The organism is Pseudomonas sp. R3-52-08, assembly GCF_003851745.1.
In the GTDB taxonomy this organism is placed as follows: domain Bacteria; phylum Pseudomonadota; class Gammaproteobacteria; order Pseudomonadales; family Pseudomonadaceae; genus Aquipseudomonas.
In genome coordinates this window covers 1,745,417-1,762,848 of the sequence record NZ_CP027730.1, presented here as the reverse complement: position 1 = coordinate 1,762,848, position 17,432 = coordinate 1,745,417, and the positions used below count along the sequence as shown (strand labels likewise).

Below are 17,432 nucleotides of genomic sequence, written 5' to 3'. Positions count from 1 at the left end.
GGAGCAAGCCCCCTCCCACATTTGTATAGTGCTGTTCTGCGGAACTTAGTTTTTCACCACTTCCTCAAGGGTGAAGCGCCCCAGCGGGTTCTGCAGGAAGTTGCTCACATTCTTGCGTGAGATGTTGATATACGGGCTGTAATACAGATCGATCCAGTTCACATCCTGCTTCGCCAGTTTCTGCAATTCCACATACATCTGCTCACGCTTGGCCGGGTCGGCCTCGATGCGCGCTTGTGCCACCAGCGCCTTGACCTTGTCGTTCTGGTAGCGGGTCATGTAGTTCTGGTTGGTGTCGTGGCCCAGCACGAAGGTGGTCTTCTGGTCCGGGTCGAGGATGTCGTTGGTCCAGTACATCACCGAAATATCGTACTCACCGTCCACCAGCATCTGCCAGCTCTGGGTCGGGTCGACTTTCTGCAGGTTGGCGGTGACGCCAACCTTGGCCAGTTGGTCCTTGATGATCACCGCAATCTGCTCGTCAGCTTCATTGCCGGCATTGACCACGTAGTTGAGCTTCAAGTCCTTGGCGCCTGCCTCTGCCAGCAGCTTTTTGGCCGCAGTCGGGTCATATGGGCGCTGCAGGTTATTGGCGTAGTGATACAGCGAGCCTTTGGGGATGTAGGAATACGCCACGGTGCCTTGCCCGTAAGTGGCGGTCTTCACCAACGATTGTTTGTCGATGGCCATGTCCAGCGCTTCACGCACCTGCGGCTTGGCCAGCAGGCCGTGCGCGTGGTTGATCAGCAGGTGATCTTCGCGGGTGGACGGGTCGGCGTGGATCACCACGTTCGGGTCTTTCTTCAGCTCCTCGACACGGGAGAAGGGTACGAAGATCGCCGTGTCCAGTTCGTTGTTCTGCACCATGCGCATGCGTGTGTTGTCGTCGGTGACCGACACCCATTCCACGCCGTCCAGGCTGACCTTACTGGCCTGCCAGAAGTTCGGGTTCTTCTTCAGGATCACGCGGTCGCCCTTGCGCCATTCGTCCACGGTGAACGCGCCGGAGGTCACCGGGTTTTCCGAGTAGGCGTCTTCGCCCATCGCCGTCATGGCTTTTTCCGACAGGATCGACACCGTTGGCGAGGCCAGTTGCGAGAGAAACGCCACCGCCGGGGTTTTCAGGGTGACCACCAGCGTCTTCGGATCGCTGGCCCTGGCGGTGTCGATCAGGCTGAACGGGTCACTCCACAGCGACGCCTTGTTATCGCGGATGCGCAACAGGCTGAACGCCGCATCGCTGGCGGTGATCGGCGAACCGTCGGAAAACTTCGCCTCGCGCAGTTTAAAGGTGTAGGTCAGGCCGTCCTTGGAAATCTCCCAGCTTTGTGCCAGGCCCGGTTCCATTTTGGTGCCCAGGTTATCCACGCGCACCAGGGTGTCGTAGACGTTGGCGAACACCCAGGTATCGCGGTTCTGCGCGCTTTTGATCGGGTCAAAGGTGGTGCTGTCTTCACGGCAGCCGATGGTCAAGACGCCGGCGGCCTGGGCCAGGCCGGCAGTGAGGGACCAGACGGTCAGCGTGGCGGCGGCGAGCAATTTCAAATGGCGCGATTGCATGTCATAACTCCTTGTTCATGATGGGCAGGAAGGGTCAAAGGTTGTTCAAGCACGCAACTGTATCGATGCTCATGCAGCGAATGGGTGGGCGGCAACACCACGGAACACATGGCGCGGGCATACCGGCAACGCGGGTGAAACGCGCAACCTGTGGGCAGGTTCAGTGGGCTGGGTGGTTCGCCGGGCAGCGGCTGCGCCGGTAACGGACGATGCGGGTCAATCTGTGGAATCGCTTCGATCAACGCCGCCGTATACGGGTGACGCGGTGCAGTGAACACCGCTTCCACCGGCCCCTCCTCGACGATCTTGCCCAGGTACATCACCGCCACGCGGTCGCACAGGCGCCGCACGATGGCCAGGTCATGGGCGATGAACAAGATCGCCAGGTTCATGCGCTGTTGCAATTGCAGCAGCAAGTTGATGATCTGGCCCTGGATCGACACATCCAGCGCCGCCACGCATTCGTCGGCGATGATCAAGCGCGGCTCCACCGCCAGCGCCCTTGCGATCCCCACGCGCTGGCACTGGCCGCCGCTGAGGGAGCCTGGCTTGCGCGACGCCAATTCAGGCCGCAGGCCGACCAGCTCGAGCAGCTCATCGACCCGGGCGCGGATGTTTTCCGGTGCGACCTTGCGCTGCACCCGCAACACTTCGGCGAGGGTTTCGCCGAGGGTGTGGCGCGGGTTCAGGGCGGCGTAAGGGTCCTGGAAAATCATCGCGGTTTCCTGGCGCAACCGCGCAATATCGATGGCGCTGCCCTGGGCCATGTCGACACCGTCAAACAACACCTGCCCGGCGCTGATCGGGTTCAGGTGCAAGATCGCCCGTCCCAACGTGCTTTTACCGCTGCCGGACTCGCCCACCAGCCCGAGGGTTTCACCGGCCGCCAGGTTCAGTGAAACCCCGTTCACCGCCCTCACCCACTGCTTGTTCAACCCGAACAGGCCTGTGCCGGACGCGGCAAAGCGCACCTCCAGGTCCTTGATCTGCAGCAGACTCATGGGCGTTCTCCGAGGGGATAGTGACACGCCACCCGTGCGCCTTCCGGCAACAGCGTCGTACACAGCGCGCCGACCTGCGGGCAGCGGGGGTTGAAGCGGCAGCCGTCAGGCAGTGCGTCAAGCAGTGGCGGCTGGCCAGGGATAGTGCGCAGCAATGCATGACCGCTGCTGTGGGCCGGCTGGCAGTCGATCAGGCCGGCGGTGTAAGGATGCCGGGGGTGGGCGAGCAGTTCGTATTTGCTGCCGTGTTCGCACAGGCGCCCGGCGTACATCACCGCGATGGAGTCGCAGCTTTGCGCCACTACGCCGAGGTCATGGGTGATCATGATGATCGACAGGCCACGCTTGTCGCGAAGGTCGAGCAACAGCCGCAGGATTTGCGCCTGCACCGTCACATCGAGGGCGGTGGTGGGTTCGTCCGCGATCAGCACCTTCGGGTTGCACCCCAGGGCTACCGCAATCATCGCGCGCTGGCGCATGCCGCCGGAAAATTCATGGGGATAGTTGTCGACCCGCGCTTGCGGGTCGGGAATGCCGACTTGGCGCAGCACGTCGATAGCCTGCAGCCGCGCGTCTTTTTTCGAGGCGCCCTGATGCAGGCGGATGCCCTCGGCGATCTGTTCGCCGATACGCATCAACGGGTCCAGGTGACTGCTGGGGTTCTGGAAAATCATGCCCAACTGCCCGCCCCGGATGGTACGCATGCCGGCTTCATCCAGGCGCAGCAGGTCCTGGCCGGCCAACTGCACTGCGCCGCCTTGTACGCGCAGGTTGGGCGACGGCAACAGGCGCATCAGCGCGCGACAGGCCAAGGTCTTGCCCGAACCGCTTTCACCGACCAACCCCAGGATCTCGCCTTCGGCCAGGTCAAAGGACACGCGGTCGACCAGGCACAACTCGCGCCCGGCGTTATTGGCGATCACGCTGAGGTCGCGCACCTGAAGCAGGCTCATGAACGATCCCCCAACACCTGCGCCACACCATCGGCCAGCAGGCTGAAGCCCATGGCCAGGGTCACGATGGCCACCCCTGGAAAGGTGCAGATCCACCAGGCGGTGGTGATAAAGGCCTGGCCCTCAGCGACCATCGTCCCCCATTCGGCGGTGGGCGGTTGCACGCCCAGGCCCAGGTAGCTCACGGCCGCACCGTTGAGCAGCACCAGCACCGCGTCGGACATGGAAAACACAATCGAGCCGAACAGCGCATTGGGCAGCAAATGCCGGAACAGGATGCGCCCATGGCCAAACCCCAGGCTCTTGGCGGCCAGGGCGAACTCGCTTTCCTTGAGCACCAGGATCTGCGAGCGGATCAACCGCGCATACGACACCCAGCCCACCAGCGCCATGGCGATGTAAAAGCTCTGCAGCCCAGGCCCGAGAATGGCCATGATCGCCAGCATCAGCACCAGGAACGGAAACGCCAGCACCACATCGATCACGCGCATGCACACACTGTCGAAGCGCCCGCCGATGTAGCCAGACACCGCGCCGACGAAGGTGCCGATCATGAACGGAAAGATCACCCCGACAATCGCCAGTTGCAGGTCGATGCGCGCGCCCCAGATCACCCGTGAAAGGATGTCGCGGCCGTAGTTGTCCGTGCCGAACGGGTGCGCAATGCCGGGCGCGAGCAGACTCATCTCGGTGTTCTGCGCGATGGGGTCGTAGGGGGCGATCCACGGCGCGAACAGCGCCAGGGTCAACCATGCAAACAGTATCAACAGGCCCCATGCGGCAGTCAGGCGACCGTTGCCAAAACCCAGGCGCAGGCGCCAGGGGGCGACCAATGGGCGGCTGTTCATTGCATCTTCACCCGTGGGTCGAGGGCCACCGTCACCACGTCGGCGACGAAGTTGACCACCACCGTCGCACAGGCCAGAACCATCGCCACGCCCTGCACCACCATGTAATCGCGGGTAAAAATACCGCGCACCAGCAACTGGCCGATGCCGGGAATGGCGAACAGGCTTTCGATGACCACCGTGCCGCTGATCAGCCAGCCGATATTCACTGCCAGCAGGTTAACCGCCGGCACCAGCGAATTGGGCACCACATGGCGGCGGAACACGGCGGCTTCAGACAGCCCCCGCGCCCGTGCCGCGGTGACATGGTCGGCCTGCAGTTCCACCAGCATGCTCGCGCGCAGATTACGCACCAGCACCGCCGACAGCGCGAGCGCAATGGTCAGACACGGCAGCAGCATATGGTGGGCCTTGTCCAGCCAGGTGCGGCCATAACCGGACACCGGAAACAGGCCCCATTGCACACTCAACAACAGGATCAGCATCAGGCCCAGCCAGAACGCCGGCATGCCCAGGCCGACCGTGGTGAACACGCGAATCAGGGTGTCGGGCCAGCCGCCTTTATTGCGCGCCGCCAGCGTCGCCAGCGGCACCGCGATCAACAGCGCCAGCACCACGCTGCCGAGCACCAGTACAAGGGTCGGCTCGATGCGGGTGACGATCAGCTTGAGGGCGTCGACTTTGTACAACAACGATTGGCCGAGGTCGCCCTTGAGCAGGTTCTTCAGGAAATAGAAGTATTGCAGCCATAACGGCTCATCGAGGCCGTACTGGGCGCGGATTTTCAGCAACGCGTCCGGCGTGCTGCGCGAGCCCAGCAGCGCACGCGCCGGATCGCCCGGGATCGAGCGTACCAGCACGAAGGTGATCAAACTGATGCCCAACAGCACCGGCAACAACTGCAGGGGCCGGGACAACACGAAACGGTAGCGGGCCAGGTTCATCCATCAGCCTCGGTGGCGGGCGAGAAAGTCCAGCAGCACCGGGAAATACGCCTGGGGTTCTTCGTAGAACGGCATATGGCTGCTGTTGGGAAATACGTGCAATTCGGCATGCCGGGCCGCCATTTTCATGCGCATGGCACAGGCCGGGGTGAGTTCGTCGTGCTGGCCGGTGGTGATCAGTATCGGCATGCGCAAGTCGGCCATTTCGGCAAGGCGGTTCCAGTCCTTGAGGTTGCCGACATACAGGAATTCGTTGGGGCCTTGCATGGTTTCGTAGGGCCCCATGTTCCAGTCGCCGAGGGAGCGTTTGACCGGCTCCGGCCATTCATCCAGACGGCAGACGTGGCGATAGTTGAGCAAGGTGATAGCGGCTTGATACTGCGGGTGGTCGAGGGTGCCCACGGCTTCATGACGTTGCATCATGGCCACGGTTTCACTGCCAAGGGCGCCGCGCAGGCGCTCAAGCTCCTGGGACAAGTGCGGAATATCGCCGACGGTGTTTTCGAGGATCAGGCTTTTCAGCGCTTCGGGATAATGAATGGCGTACTCGATGCCCAGCCAACCGCCCCAGGAATGCCCGAGCAAGTGCACACGGCCCAGGTCCAGGGCCTGGCGGACGGTTTCAACTTCTTCGACATAACGGCGGATTTCCCACAGGGAAACGTCGTTCGGTCTGGCTGATGCGCCGGTGCCAAGCTGGTCGAATGCAACCACTCGCAGGTTATGTTCTTTGAGCCAGCCATGGGCGTCGCGCAAATAGTCACACGGCAGGCCCGGGCCGCCGTTGAGGCACAGCAGCACCTCATCGCCGTCGCCAAAGCTGTAGACCACGAGATTATGGCCGTCGACTTGCACGTTGTACCGCTGGTCGGGGGCTATTTCACGCCACATGCATACATTCCTTGTGTTGTATCGGCCTGGCAGGTAGTGGCCGTTTATCACGTCAACACTACCGAGGATGCCGCGCGTCCATAACCTAGCGTTTCTTATAGGTTTGGCCTGGCAGTCCTTCGCCGGGGCGTGGCATTCTACTTGCAGCAAGTCGAGATTCAAATGAATTCGGGAGCAGAACGGATGCTGGCCAAGCTAACTGCCTTCAATAGTCGTCTGATGCCGGGCAGGAGCCTGGACGAGCAGATGGACAATACGTTTATCCTCGCCCAACAGTTGGGCTTCGATGCGCTGGTGTACGACTACACGCCAGTGCCTATCGACCTCAACGGTGCGCTGATCACGCCCTCGGTGCTGCAACTGCGCAACACGCCGACCGACTGGCACGCCTTGTGGTGCAGCGAAGGGTTCTACCAGATCGACCCGGTTCAACATTTGGCCTTGAACAGTGTGTCGCCATTTGTCTGGTCTTATGAGGCCAAGGCCGAGACTGCCCTGCAAACGATCATCGACCCCTGCCATGCACCCGTTTCGTCCTACCTGCACGAACAGCAGTTGACCTGCGGCGTCAGCGTACCGATCCACCTGCCCCGCGGTGGCTTCGCCTCGTTGACCGGCCTGCGCACCGGTACGGCGAGCACGGTATTGAAGGATGCGCAGCAAACCTTGTCGGACTTCAGCGTGATCAGCCATGCGTTACAGGAGGCGGCTTACCCTTTATTCAACAAAGCGTTGCGCACCTACCCGCATATCCACCTGACCAAACGCGAGCGCGAGTGCCTGAAATGGGCCGCCGATGGCTTGACTGCGGCCGAGATCGCCTCGCAATTGAGCCGTTCGCTGGCGGTGGTCACCCTGCACCTGGCGTCGGCCATGCACAAATTGGGCGCCAAGAACCGCGTGCAGGCGGTGGTGCGAGCCACGCACTACCGGTTGCTGGACGATTGATCCTTAGGCAAAACCTAGCTGTTTTGCTAGTTACCTAAACGTTGCGTGCAGACTATCGTAGCCCTGATCCTTTTTTTCAGAGCAGGGTACGAAATGGAATTCATCGAGAAAGTCCGCGAAGGCTACGCACCCTTCGGCGCCTATCAGACGTGGTATCGCATCACCGGTGAACTGGCGACAGGCCGCACACCGCTGGTGATCATCCATGGCGGACCCGGCTGCACCCACGATTACGTCGACGCGTTCAAGGATGTCGCCGCCAGCGGCCATGCGGTCATTCACTACGACCAGCTGGGCAATGGCCGCTCGACGCATTTACCTGACAAACCCTCTTCCTTTTGGACCATCGGTTTGTTCCTCGACGAGTTGAACAACCTGCTCGACCACCTGCAAATCAGCGACAACTACGCGATCCTCGGGCAATCCTGGGGCGGCATGCTCGGCAGCGAACATGCCATTTTGCAGCCCAAGGGCCTGCGTGCCTTTATCCCGGCCAACTCACCGACATGCATGCGCACCTGGGTCAGCGAGGCCAATCGGCTGCGCAAATTGTTGCCCGAAGGTGTGCATGAAACCCTGCTCAAGCATGAGGCCGTCGGTAACTACCAAGACCCGGAATACCAAGCGGCTTCGCGGATTTTCTACGACCAGCACGTGTGCCGCGTCAACCCATGGCCGGAAGAGGTGGCGTGCACCTTCGCCCAGGTCGATGCCGACCCGACGGTGTACCACGCCATGAGCGGCCCGACTGAGTTCCATGTGATTGGCAGCTTGAAGGATTGGAATGTGATTGGCCGACTATCGGCCATCAAGGTGCCGACCCTGGTGATCTCCGGTCGCCATGACGAAGCCACGCCGTTGGTGGTCAAGCCGTTCCTGGATGAAATCCCGGACGTACGCTGGGCGCTGTTCGAAGACTCCAGCCATATGCCCCACGTGGAAGAACGCCAGGCGTGCATGGGGACAGTGGTGAAGTTTCTGGATGAGGTGTGCTCAATGCAGCACACGGCGCTCAAGGCTGGCTAGATTCCAAATGTGGGAGGGGGCTTGCCCCCTCCCACATTTAGACCTCGGTGGGCTCAGGCTTTGATGCTTTTCTCAAAGTATCCGCCACCAACGGAATCTCCTTACCCTCGGCATCGAACAACTTCCCACCTCGGTAGTAATCCCCATCGCGCAGCGCCGCCACGTCGCGAAAGCACAAACTGCGCTCAGTCCCCGCCACGAATACCGATTGCTGGTCCGAGTTACCGGCGGTGAAATGGTTGAACGTCAGGTTCAGCAAGATCGCCATGATCGCCGACGAACTGATGCCCGAATGGAAAATGGTCGCGAACCAGCTGGGAAACTGGTCATAGAAACTGGGGGCAGCGATGGGGATCATGCCGAAACCGATACTGGTGGCCACGATGATCAGGTTCATGTTGTTGCGATAGTCCACCTTGGACAGCGTGCGAATACCGCTGGCCGCCACCGTGCCGAACAGCACAATGCCGGCCCCGCCAAGCACCGATGTGGGCACGGCGGCAATCACCCGGCCCATGAACGGCAGCAGGCCCAGCACCACCAGGAACACCCCGCCGGTTGCCACCACGAACCGACTCTTCACCCCGGTGACCGCCACCAGGCCGACGTTCTGGGCGAATGCGCTTTGCGTGAAGGAGCCGAAGATCGGCGCGAACATGCTCGACAGCATGTCGGCGCGCAGGCCATTGCCGAGGCGTTTGGAGTCGACTTTAGTGTCGATGATCTCGCCCACCGCCAGGATGTCCGCCGAGGTCTCCACCAGCGTGACCATCACCACGATGCACATGGAAATAATCGCCGCCACATGAAAGGTCGGCATGCCGAAATGGAAGGGCGTGGGGAAACCGAACATGGGCCCCTGGGTGACGGCGGAGAAGTCGGCCATACCCAACAACACCGCGATCACTGTGCCGATCACCATCGCGAGCAAAATCGACAAGCGCGAGATGGTTGCGCTGCCGATTTTGCTCAACAGCAACACCAGCACCAACGTCAGTGCAGCCAAGCCGATATTCGACATGCTGCCGAAATCCGCCGCGCGGCTGTTGCCGCCCATGGCCCAGCGCGCCGCCACGGGCATCAGGGTCAGGCCGATGGTGGTAATCACGATACCGGTCACCAGCGGCGGGAAAAACTGGGTGATGCGTGAAAACACCGGAGTGATCAACAAACCAATGAACGACGCAGCCATCACCGCGCCGAGAATCGCCGGCACGCCCCCTGCCCCGTCGCTGCCGACGATCGCCACCATCGTCGCCACACCCGCGAACGACACGCCCTGCACCAGCGGCAGCTGACAACCGAAGAACGGCAGGCCAAGGGTTTGCAACAGCGTGGCGAGGCCGCCGGCGAACAGTGACGCGGCGATCAACAGGCCAATATCCGCAGGTGACAACCCGGCCGCCTGGCCGACGATCAACGGTACAGCAACGATGCCGCCGTACATGGTGAGCACATGCTGCAGGCCGTAAGCCATGTTGGCGGCGACGCCTAGATTTTCATCTTCGGGCCGCTGCGGTGACGCCTTCGGGATAGTCATGGTGAGGGGTCTCTGTTTTTGTTGTGCGCTCACTGTATGCAATGTTCAGACTGTATGTCCATAGAGTTGTATACAATTGTTCAGACAAGATACCCTGCCGCGGCGTTACAAAAACAATCCGGCCGTCATGAGCCAGAACGCCAAAGGAGCCAACAGAATGAAAAAGGCATTGCAGGGCGCAACCGTCGCATTGACCCTTCTCGGCGGCGGCGAGGCTGTCGCAGTGGAGTGGATGAACAACAGCCTGGGGTTTCGCTACGGCCAGCACTTCACCAACCCGAACAACCCCGACGACTTCAGCAAGCGCATCTACAGCTTCACCCACGCCAGCGGCTACCAGTACGGCAGCCATTTTCTGAATCTCGATGTGTTCCTGTCTGACAGCAACGACCCGCGCAAGGGCACCGACCACGGTGGCAGCGAGGTCTACGCGGTGTACCGGCACCAACTGTATGCCTCACGGGTATTCGACACGCCGCTGGGCACCGGGCTGATCAAGGACTACGCGCTGACGCTGGGTTTTGATGCCAACCGCAACAACAACGTCGCTTCCGCCAAAAAACGCGCCCTGGTCATCGGCCCCACCTTGAAATTCAATACCGTCGGCGTGCTGGACCTGAGCCTGATGTACTACAAAGAAAAGAACCACACAGGCATTCCCGGCGCGCGGGAATCGAACCACACCTTTGACGACACTTACATGCTCAACCTGACATGGATGCGCCCGTTCGAGATCGCCAACCACGCGGCGAAATTCCAGGGCTTCATCAATTACGTGGGGGAGAAAGGCGAGGATTATCATGGCCGCGATACAGCGCCGGAAGCCCTGATGCGCACCGCGCTGATGGTGGCGGTGCGGCCGGGCAAGAGCGTCAAACCGAACCTGTACCTGGGCGTAGGCTACGAGTACTGGCATAACAAGTTCGGCGTGGACGGTGGCCGGGGGAGCCGCACATCAACGCCGACGGTGAATCTGGAAGTGACGTTCTAACTGAAGAAACACAATACAAATGTGGGAGGGGGCTTGCTCCCGATAGCAGTGGGTCAGCTAGCCTAGCTGGCACTGATACACCGCTATCGGGGGCAAGCCCCCTCCCACATTTTTGACCGTACTGTCAGTTCATGCGCTTGCAAGTTTTGAACGCCGAGCCTTCGGTCGCGCCAGCCAATAACCCAGCACAGCGAGCGGCGCGGTCGCCAGCATCACAATTACCGTAATCAACAACGGCTGCTCGATCATGGAGGACACCAACAAGCTGGCAAGAAAGCACAAGCCCAACTGCAGGGTATTTTGCAGCGCCGCCGCTTTGCCGGAATTTTCCGCAAAGGGCATCAGCGCATTCGCTACCACGATCGGGTAGCTGGCACCGTTGCACAGCGCCATCAGGCAGAACGGAATCAGCAAGGTAGTAAGGGTCGGCACGGTCAGGGTTGCAACCAGATACAGCGCCACCATGCTCAGGCAGTAGAACGCGAGCAGCCACGGCAGCAGGGTCTTGCCCGGCAAACGTTGCAAGGCGCTGCGGCAACTGTAGCCGCCGACCAGAAACGCCAGGGTCGGCAACACGTAGCTGAGGCCGATGTCATTCGGGCTGTAACCCATGCCGCCAAGGATAAATGGCGAAGCGGTCAACCAGGCAAAGAAACTGGCGGAGCAGGCGGCAAATATCATGACGTTGCCGGTAAATACCCGTGAAGTGAGCAGCTGTGCATAGCCCAGGCGCACCGGTGCGTCCGTCTGGCGCTTCGGCGCGCTACCCAGGAACACGGTCGGCAGCAGCAAGAGCAGCGACACGCCCAGCAATACGCCGAAAATCGCCTGCCAGCCAAAGTGATTCAACACCATCGCGCCCAACAGCGGCGCCAGGGCCGGCGATAGCGACATCAGCGGCATGATGCTGGCGAACACGCGGTGCGCCTTGTCGGCCGGGTAGCGATCAATCACCAGCGCCTGCCAACTCACGGCGGCGGAACACACACCGATCGCCTGGATAAAACGCAGCGCCCACAGCTGCGGCGCGGTCTGCACCCAGAACATGCCCAGGCACCCCAGTACAAACAGGCTCAGCCCCGTAAGCAGCACCGGCTTGCGCCCGAGCCGGTCGGACAACGGCCCCCACAGCAACTGCCCTAGCGCAAACCCGGCGAGGAAAATACTCAAGCTGGCGCCCACGGCCCCGGCGCCAATCTGCAACTGCGCGCCCATGGCGCCAAACGCCGGCAAATACATGTCCATGGCGAGATAACCGAGCATGCTCAGCCCCGCCAGATACCAAGTGAAACCAAAAGAATTTTTCATTGAAGCCTTGTGGATCCTGCCATCAAACTATTTGCTGACTGGCGCCCATTATGAAGCTGACAGTTTTCCTGTGAAGCGATAATAATTGGACACTCTTATCAATAATTTTGAAGGCAGCCGCCATGTGGTCCGAATACTCCCTGGATGTGGTCGATGCCGTCGCACGCCACGGCAGCTTCAGCGCCGCCGCTCAGGAACTGCATCGCGTACCGTCGGCCATCAGCTATACGGTGCGTCAGCTTGAGGAATGGCTGGCGGTGCCGCTGTTCATACGGCGCCACCGTGACGTGGAGCTGACGCCCGCCGGCCGGCTGTTTATAGACGAAGCCCGTGGCGTAATGAAAAAAATGCTCGGCACACGGCGCTTGTGCCAGCAGGTGGCCAATGGCTGGAGCGGGCAATTGAAGGTGGCAGTGGATTCCATCGTCAAGCCGCAGCGCTGTCGGCAACTGGTGCTGGATTTTTATCGACAGTTTCCCGAAGTGGAATTGCTGCTGGAGTACGAGGTGTACAACGGCGTGTGGGACGCCCTGGCGGATGAGCGCACCGACATTGTGATCGGCGCCACCAGCGCGGTGCCGGTGGCCAGCCACTTCACATTCCGCGACATGGGCCTGTTGAACTGGCTGTGCGTGGTCAGCGCCAGGCATCCCTTGGCGGCGATAGAAGGCCTGCTCAGTGACGATCAACTTCGCCCATATGCATCCCTGTGCATGACCGACACCTCACGCAACCTGCCCAAGCGCGATACATGGACCCTGGATAACCAGCGGCGCCTGGTGGTGCCCAACTGGTCCTCGGCGCTCGATTGCCTGCGTGATGGCTTGTGCGTCGGCATGGCCCCGGCGCATCAGGTGCTGCCATGGATCGAGCGCGGTGAGCTGGTGGCGCTGCAATTGCGCCGGCCCTTCCCTGCCAGCCCCTCGTGCGTGGCGTGGGCGCAGAACAAACTGTCGCCGGCGATGACGTGGTTGTTGGAATACCTGGGAGATACCGAAACCATGAACCAGGAATGGCTGAATGGCAACGATCTATAAAGGTGACGCAGATCTCCTGTGGGAGGGGGCTTGCCCCCGAAAGCGATAGGCCAGCCGATAATGTGGTGACTGACACGCCGCCTGCGGGGGCAAGTCGAATCGTCGCACCGCCCCTCCCACATTTTGATCGGGTTTTACTCAAGTAAACGGGTGATCGCCCGTACGATCATCTCGACTTCCTTGGCATCCAGCGTCAGCGGTGGCAGCAGGCGGATGATCTTGCCGCGCGTCACGTTAATCAGCAGCCCATGCTCCTGCGCCGCACGCTGGGCCAGATCGCGATACGGGCGAGCCAGTTCGATGCCGATCATCAGGCCCTGCCCCCGAATCGCCACTACCTGCGGATGCTCGCTCAATTCCACCCGCAACCGCGCCAGCAGCCGTGCACCCTGTTGCGCAGCGTTCTGCAGCAAGCCTTGCTCTTCAATGATGTCCAGCACCGTGCAGCCCACCCGGCAGGCCAAGGGGTTGCCGCCAAAGGTGCTGCCGTGACTGCCGGGGGTAAACAACTGGCCGACGGCGGCCCGGGCCAGGCAGGCGCCGATGGGCACGCCGTTGCCGAGGCCTTTGGCCAGGGTCATCACGTCCGGGGTAATGCCTTCTTGCTGGAAGGCAAACCAGGCGCCGGTGCGGCCGATGCCGGTCTGGATTTCATCCAGCATCATCAGCCAGCCGTGGCGCGTGCAGTGATCGCGCAGGGCTTTCAGGTAGCCGGGCGGCGCGGGCAACACGCCACTTTCGCCCTGGATCGGTTCGAGCAGCACGGCCGCTATACGTGTGCCGAATTGTTCAGTAATGGCTTCGAGGGCCGCCAGATCGCCAAACCCGACTTTGAGAAAATCCCCCGGCAAACGCTGGAAACCCAGGCGCACCGAGGGCCCGTCACTGGCCGCCATGGTGCCGAGGGTACGCCCGTGGAAGGCGTTCTCCATCACCACCACCAACGGCTCTTCAATGCCTTTTTTCCAGCCATACAAGCGTGCCAGTTTCAGCGCCGTCTCGTTGGCTTCGGCGCCGGAGTTGTTGAAGAACGCGCAGTCCAGGCCGGATAGCTGAGCCAGGCGCCGGGCCAGCTGCTGCTGCCAATCGATGCTGTAGAGGTTGGAGGTGTGCAGCAGCAGGCCCGCTTGCTCACGGATCGCCGCCACCAGCCTTGGGTGGGAGTGGCCCACATTCGTCACCGCCACACCGGCCACCGCGTCGAGGTATTCACGGCCCTGCTGGTCCCACAGGCGCGTACCCAGGCCACGGGTGAAGCTCAGGGCCAAAGGTTGATACGTGGTCATCAGGCAGGCGGCGGTCATGGTGGCAAGCTCCAGTGCATCGTGAGGATGGGTGCAGTATCGTTAGCCACCCGTGCTGGATAAACTGCACATTCCTGCAATGACTTTGAACCAGGGCTTGATAATGGATGTGTTCCAGGCAATGTCGGTGTACGTGAAAGTCGTGGAGACCGGCAGCATGACCGCCGCCGCACAGGAATGCGGAATGTCGACCACCATGGTCGGCAATCACCTACGCGCGCTGGAGCAGCGCCTGGGGGTCAGCCTGCTCAAGCGCACCACGCGCAAACAAAGCCTCACGGAATTCGGCGGGGAGTATTACCAGCGCTGCCTTGAGGTGCTCGGGCTGGTGGCCGACTCCGAACTGCTGGCGGAGCAGATCCACAGCGAAACGCCCAAAGGCTGCCTGCGTATTACCGTGCCACCGGTATTCGGCAGCGAACGCCTGGTGCCGGCCTTGAGCGAATTTTCCCAGCGCTACCCGCAGATCGACCTGTACGTGGTGCTGAGCAATGAGCGGATGGACTTGGTCGACAGCGGCTTCGACGTGGCAATCCGTCTCGGCGACTTGGGAACCTCCAGCCTGATCGCCCGGCCACTGCAGGATTACACCCTGACCCTCTGCGCGTCGCCTGATTACCTGGCGCGACGCGGCACGCCGTCGACGCCCGATGACTTGCGGCACCACAACTGCCTGGCGTTCGCCTATCCGGCGAACGACAACTGGCGCGACACCGACAAGCTGTGGCGCATGACCGACGAGGACGGCGAGGTAGAGGTTCCGGTCTCCGGCTCATTGACCATCAACAGCTCGCAGGGCTTGCGCCAGGCGGCCGTCAATGGGATGGGCATCAGCATGCTGGCCGATGCCCTGGTGCAGCAGGACCTGGAGAGCGGCAAGTTGGTAGCCTTGCTGACCAGCTATCAACTGTCCAGCCGCCCGATGCATCTGCTGTATCGCCAGGACCGTTACCGCTTGCCCAAGCTGCGCGCCTTCGTCGACTTTGCCATGGAGAAGTGGGCGCGCTAGAAGCCCACCCCCAACTCGCGCAGACGTGCGGCGGTACGCTCGGCCGACACATGGTGAATCCCCTGCCAACCAAGAGCGACGGCCGCTTCGACATTACTGGCAACGTCATCGATGAACACCACTTCACCAGGCTGGACATCCGGCAAATGGGCGCGCACCTGATCGAGGCTGGCATGGTAGATCGCCGGGTCAGGCTTGACCAGTTTCACTTGGCCAGATACGACGATATCGCGGAAAACCTGGAGGAACGGGTAGTGTTCGCGGGCATAGGGGAAGGTTTCCGCCGACCAGTTGGTCAGCCCGAACAGCGGCATATTCGCTTGATGCAACGCAGTGAGAATTGCGACACCTTCGGGCAACTCACCACGCAACATCTCGTGCCAGCGCTCGTAATAAGCCTGGATCAGGCTCTGATGTTCGGGGTGTTGCTCAATCAGGTGGCGGGTGGCTTCGGCGAGGGTGCGGCCAGCATCCTGTTCGGTGTTCCAGGCCTGGGTGCAGATATTGTCGAGAAACCATTGCCGCTTTTGCTCGTCGGTAATGAGCTTGCGGTACAGATGTTGCGGGTTCCAGTCAAACAACACACCGCCGAAATCAAACACGACTGCACGAATCGTCATGGGTCCTCCTGTTTGCGCACATGGATGACGCAGTCTTGCATGCCGGAGCAAACAGCAAAAGGTAAGCCACGGTAGGACCGTTCTGAAAAGTGAAACGCCCACTCACATCGCCGAAAGCATCGTTTAAGGTGAGCTTCGCTCTCAGGGAAATCCATGACTGAAAGGAATCATCAATACGGTCGCAAAAAAACGTGACGTAGAGGTATTCCAATGATTGCCATGATTACCGCTGTAACATCACCTTCTGCGCTCAGTCTGGAAGTACTGCAACGTAACCAGGCGCTTGTGCAGGCCAGCACTACGTCGGAGGTCGATGCCCCGCATGCACTGATCGACCAGGCAAAAGCGCGAACCGGAATAGTGTCGAGCCACCTCGCCCCCTTGCAACGGATAGCGGCAGCTACCAACTCCATCATCGGCATACGCCCGGTCGAATCCGTGGCCACAGGGCTGATAGAAGCCGGGCACCCCACCAAGGACTTTCATATCAAAGGCAAAAGTGCCAATTGGGGGCCACAATCCGGCTTGATCTGTACGGACCAGGCATTTAGCAAGCTCGAACAGTTCGCGCACAAATCACCGGAAACGGTGGCTGACGCCAACGCGCAGGTCCTGGACTGCATCGAGCAAGGCCATGCAGTCCCGATCCCCTTGAAACTCTCGCGTCATCGCATTGACGAGCTGGTAAAACTTGGCCAAATCACTGGGCGGGCAGCTCGCGGAGGTGATGGCACGCTGCAATTGAGCGCTCGCGGGCCAAGTCGGCAGCATTATGCATTCCAAGCCCATCCCGCCACGCCTGGCGACGACAACTATCTGATTACGCACAACGGCAAGGTGCTGCACGTGCTGGCCAAGCAGCTAGAGGGCAAAGCCTTGACCGCCGACTATGACCTGCACATGATCGCGCCTCACCTAAGTGACTTTGGCGCCCAGGATAAGCTGCCGGTACCCGATATCGCCCACAGTGTCTTCAGGGATCGGGTTAGCCACTACCAGCAAGTTCCACGGGAGTTATCGGCGGACTTTGAAAATGCCGCTCATTTCTACCACAAGGAAAACCCCGATCTCGGCAATATCACGCCGCGAATAGAGGAAATGATCGGAATCATCAATCGAAAGCTGGTCGGCGACGCGGAGCGGGTGGTCCATCACAATGCAGACTCAGGCAGCCCTGCGACGGACGTGGCAGCAAACTACCCGGCGACTTTCTTCCTGCCGGCAAAGCTAGGTAGATTCGATGAGATCAGTATCATCCATGACAGCAGGGAAATGGCTGAGCTGATAAAGACCGCCAAGGACAGCGGTTATCACGTGCCGCTCAATCCGCTATGGGAGAAGGAGGTGGTGAATGTGAGGCGGTCAGACTTCACCCTGGCAAAACAGCGCCTGTCTGGTTCCAGGCAAGCCTGACAGCTGAGCAGCAAAAAGCGGCTTGATAAGTCGATTATC

General features: G+C 60.8%; 16 protein-coding genes. 6 read left to right on the top strand and 10 right to left on the bottom strand.

Annotated features, from left to right (window positions below):
• Nucleotides 1-45: 45 nt before the first annotated feature.
• Genes C4J91_RS08115 through C4J91_RS08090 form a run of 6 tightly spaced genes read right to left on the bottom strand, consistent with a single transcriptional unit; the run spans nucleotide 46 to nucleotide 6,197 of the window.
• Complete coding sequence (locus tag C4J91_RS08115; RefSeq protein ID WP_124361850.1) at nucleotides 46-1,560, bottom strand: ABC transporter substrate-binding protein; 1,515 nt, start codon at nucleotides 1,558-1,560, stop codon at nucleotides 46-48.
• Nucleotides 1,542-2,561 carry an ABC transporter ATP-binding protein gene (locus tag C4J91_RS08110; RefSeq protein ID WP_124361849.1) on the bottom strand — a complete coding sequence of 340 codons (1,020 nt, stop codon included), beginning with the start codon at nucleotides 2,559-2,561 and terminating at the stop codon, nucleotides 1,542-1,544. The genes C4J91_RS08115 and C4J91_RS08110 overlap by 19 nt, the downstream gene beginning before the upstream one ends.
• Nucleotides 2,558-3,514, bottom strand: coding sequence for an ABC transporter ATP-binding protein (locus tag C4J91_RS08105; RefSeq protein ID WP_124361848.1), 957 nt, complete (start codon nucleotides 3,512-3,514; stop codon nucleotides 2,558-2,560). The genes C4J91_RS08110 and C4J91_RS08105 overlap by 4 nt, the downstream gene beginning before the upstream one ends.
• Nucleotides 3,511-4,362, bottom strand: a complete 852-nt coding sequence (locus tag C4J91_RS08100) for an ABC transporter permease (protein ID WP_124361847.1) — start codon at nucleotides 4,360-4,362, stop codon at nucleotides 3,511-3,513. Before C4J91_RS08100 ends, C4J91_RS08105 begins: the two co-directional genes overlap by 4 nt.
• A complete protein-coding gene (locus C4J91_RS08095) occupies nucleotides 4,359-5,306 on the bottom strand; it encodes an ABC transporter permease (protein ID WP_124361846.1) in 948 nt (315 codons plus the stop codon). The genes C4J91_RS08100 and C4J91_RS08095 overlap by 4 nt, the downstream gene beginning before the upstream one ends.
• Before the next feature lie 3 nt (nucleotides 5,307-5,309).
• The gene (locus C4J91_RS08090; protein ID WP_124361845.1) at nucleotides 5,310-6,197 is read right to left on the bottom strand and encodes a proline iminopeptidase-family hydrolase; all 888 of its coding nucleotides are present in this window, start codon (nucleotides 6,195-6,197) and stop codon (nucleotides 5,310-5,312) included.
• 183 nt (nucleotides 6,198-6,380) lie between these two features.
• On the opposite strand from C4J91_RS08090, the gene C4J91_RS08085 reads away from it, so the two are divergent.
• Both C4J91_RS08085 and C4J91_RS08080 read left to right on the top strand, forming a co-directional pair.
• Nucleotides 6,381-7,145: a LuxR family transcriptional regulator gene (locus tag C4J91_RS08085; protein WP_124361844.1), complete on the top strand. Its 765-nt coding sequence runs from the start codon at nucleotides 6,381-6,383 to the stop codon at nucleotides 7,143-7,145.
• A gap of 93 nt (nucleotides 7,146-7,238) precedes the next feature.
• Nucleotides 7,239-8,171, top strand: a complete 933-nt coding sequence (locus tag C4J91_RS08080) for a proline iminopeptidase-family hydrolase (RefSeq protein ID WP_124361843.1) — start codon at nucleotides 7,239-7,241, stop codon at nucleotides 8,169-8,171.
• Between the two features lie 37 nt (nucleotides 8,172-8,208).
• Here C4J91_RS08080 and C4J91_RS08075 read toward each other — a convergent pair whose 3' ends face one another.
• A complete protein-coding gene (locus C4J91_RS08075) occupies nucleotides 8,209-9,711 on the bottom strand; it encodes a nucleobase:cation symporter-2 family protein (RefSeq protein ID WP_124361842.1) in 1,503 nt (500 codons plus the stop codon).
• 157 nt (nucleotides 9,712-9,868) lie between these two features.
• On the opposite strand from C4J91_RS08075, the gene C4J91_RS08070 reads away from it, so the two are divergent.
• A complete protein-coding gene (locus C4J91_RS08070; protein ID WP_124361841.1) occupies nucleotides 9,869-10,702 on the top strand; it encodes a nucleoside-binding protein in 834 nt (277 codons plus the stop codon).
• 129 nt (nucleotides 10,703-10,831) lie between these two features.
• Here C4J91_RS08070 and punC read toward each other — a convergent pair whose 3' ends face one another.
• Nucleotides 10,832-12,010: a purine nucleoside transporter PunC gene (gene punC / locus C4J91_RS08065; RefSeq protein WP_124361840.1), complete on the bottom strand. Its 1,179-nt coding sequence runs from the start codon at nucleotides 12,008-12,010 to the stop codon at nucleotides 10,832-10,834.
• 122 nt (nucleotides 12,011-12,132) lie between these two features.
• On the opposite strand from punC, the gene punR reads away from it, so the two are divergent.
• Complete coding sequence (gene punR, locus C4J91_RS08060) at nucleotides 12,133-13,047, top strand: DNA-binding transcriptional activator PunR (RefSeq protein ID WP_124361839.1); 915 nt, start codon at nucleotides 12,133-12,135, stop codon at nucleotides 13,045-13,047.
• 134 nt (nucleotides 13,048-13,181) lie between these two features.
• On the opposite strand, the gene C4J91_RS08055 is transcribed toward punR, so the two are convergent.
• On the bottom strand, nucleotides 13,182-14,351 hold the full coding sequence (locus C4J91_RS08055) for an aspartate aminotransferase family protein (RefSeq protein ID WP_124361838.1): 1,170 nt from the start codon (nucleotides 14,349-14,351) through the stop codon (nucleotides 13,182-13,184).
• 103 nt (nucleotides 14,352-14,454) lie between these two features.
• On the opposite strand from C4J91_RS08055, the gene C4J91_RS08050 reads away from it, so the two are divergent.
• On the top strand, nucleotides 14,455-15,360 hold the full coding sequence (locus C4J91_RS08050; protein ID WP_124361837.1) for a LysR family transcriptional regulator: 906 nt from the start codon (nucleotides 14,455-14,457) through the stop codon (nucleotides 15,358-15,360).
• On the opposite strand, the gene C4J91_RS08045 is transcribed toward C4J91_RS08050, so the two are convergent.
• A complete protein-coding gene (locus tag C4J91_RS08045; protein WP_124361836.1) occupies nucleotides 15,357-15,980 on the bottom strand; it encodes an HAD family phosphatase in 624 nt (207 codons plus the stop codon). The genes C4J91_RS08050 and C4J91_RS08045 overlap by 4 nt on opposite strands.
• A 210-nt stretch (nucleotides 15,981-16,190) precedes the next feature.
• On the opposite strand from C4J91_RS08045, the gene C4J91_RS08040 reads away from it, so the two are divergent.
• Nucleotides 16,191-17,393 carry an anthrax toxin-like adenylyl cyclase domain-containing protein gene (locus tag C4J91_RS08040; RefSeq protein ID WP_124361835.1) on the top strand — a complete coding sequence of 401 codons (1,203 nt, stop codon included), beginning with the start codon at nucleotides 16,191-16,193 and terminating at the stop codon, nucleotides 17,391-17,393.
• The last annotated feature ends 39 nt before the right edge of the window (nucleotides 17,394-17,432 follow it).

What these genes read in the sequence shown, in the direction of transcription:
- C4J91_RS08115 (WP_124361850.1), bottom strand. Translation starts at nt 1,560, where the DNA reads ATGCAATCGCGCCATTTGAAATTGCTCGCCGCCGCCACGCTGACCGTC.
- C4J91_RS08110 (WP_124361849.1), bottom strand. Translation starts at nt 2,561, where the DNA reads ATGAGTCTGCTGCAGATCAAGGACCTGGAGGTGCGCTTTGCCGCGTCC.
- C4J91_RS08105 (WP_124361848.1), bottom strand. Translation starts at nt 3,514, where the DNA reads ATGAGCCTGCTTCAGGTGCGCGACCTCAGCGTGATCGCCAATAACGCC.
- C4J91_RS08100 (WP_124361847.1), bottom strand. Translation starts at nt 4,362, where the DNA reads ATGAACAGCCGCCCATTGGTCGCCCCCTGGCGCCTGCGCCTGGGTTTT.
- C4J91_RS08095 (WP_124361846.1), bottom strand. Translation starts at nt 5,306, where the DNA reads ATGAACCTGGCCCGCTACCGTTTCGTGTTGTCCCGGCCCCTGCAGTTG.
- C4J91_RS08090 (WP_124361845.1), bottom strand. Translation starts at nt 6,197, where the DNA reads ATGTGGCGTGAAATAGCCCCCGACCAGCGGTACAACGTGCAAGTCGAC.
- C4J91_RS08085 (WP_124361844.1), top strand. Translation starts at nt 6,381, where the DNA reads ATGCTGGCCAAGCTAACTGCCTTCAATAGTCGTCTGATGCCGGGCAGG.
- C4J91_RS08080 (WP_124361843.1), top strand. Translation starts at nt 7,239, where the DNA reads ATGGAATTCATCGAGAAAGTCCGCGAAGGCTACGCACCCTTCGGCGCC.
- C4J91_RS08075 (WP_124361842.1), bottom strand. Translation starts at nt 9,711, where the DNA reads ATGACTATCCCGAAGGCGTCACCGCAGCGGCCCGAAGATGAAAATCTA.
- C4J91_RS08070 (WP_124361841.1), top strand. Translation starts at nt 9,869, where the DNA reads ATGAAAAAGGCATTGCAGGGCGCAACCGTCGCATTGACCCTTCTCGGC.
- punC (WP_124361840.1), bottom strand. Translation starts at nt 12,010, where the DNA reads ATGAAAAATTCTTTTGGTTTCACTTGGTATCTGGCGGGGCTGAGCATG.
- punR (WP_124361839.1), top strand. Translation starts at nt 12,133, where the DNA reads ATGTGGTCCGAATACTCCCTGGATGTGGTCGATGCCGTCGCACGCCAC.
- C4J91_RS08055 (WP_124361838.1), bottom strand. Translation starts at nt 14,351, where the DNA reads ATGACCGCCGCCTGCCTGATGACCACGTATCAACCTTTGGCCCTGAGC.
- C4J91_RS08050 (WP_124361837.1), top strand. Translation starts at nt 14,455, where the DNA reads ATGGATGTGTTCCAGGCAATGTCGGTGTACGTGAAAGTCGTGGAGACC.
- C4J91_RS08045 (WP_124361836.1), bottom strand. Translation starts at nt 15,980, where the DNA reads ATGACGATTCGTGCAGTCGTGTTTGATTTCGGCGGTGTGTTGTTTGAC.
- C4J91_RS08040 (WP_124361835.1), top strand. Translation starts at nt 16,191, where the DNA reads ATGATTGCCATGATTACCGCTGTAACATCACCTTCTGCGCTCAGTCTG.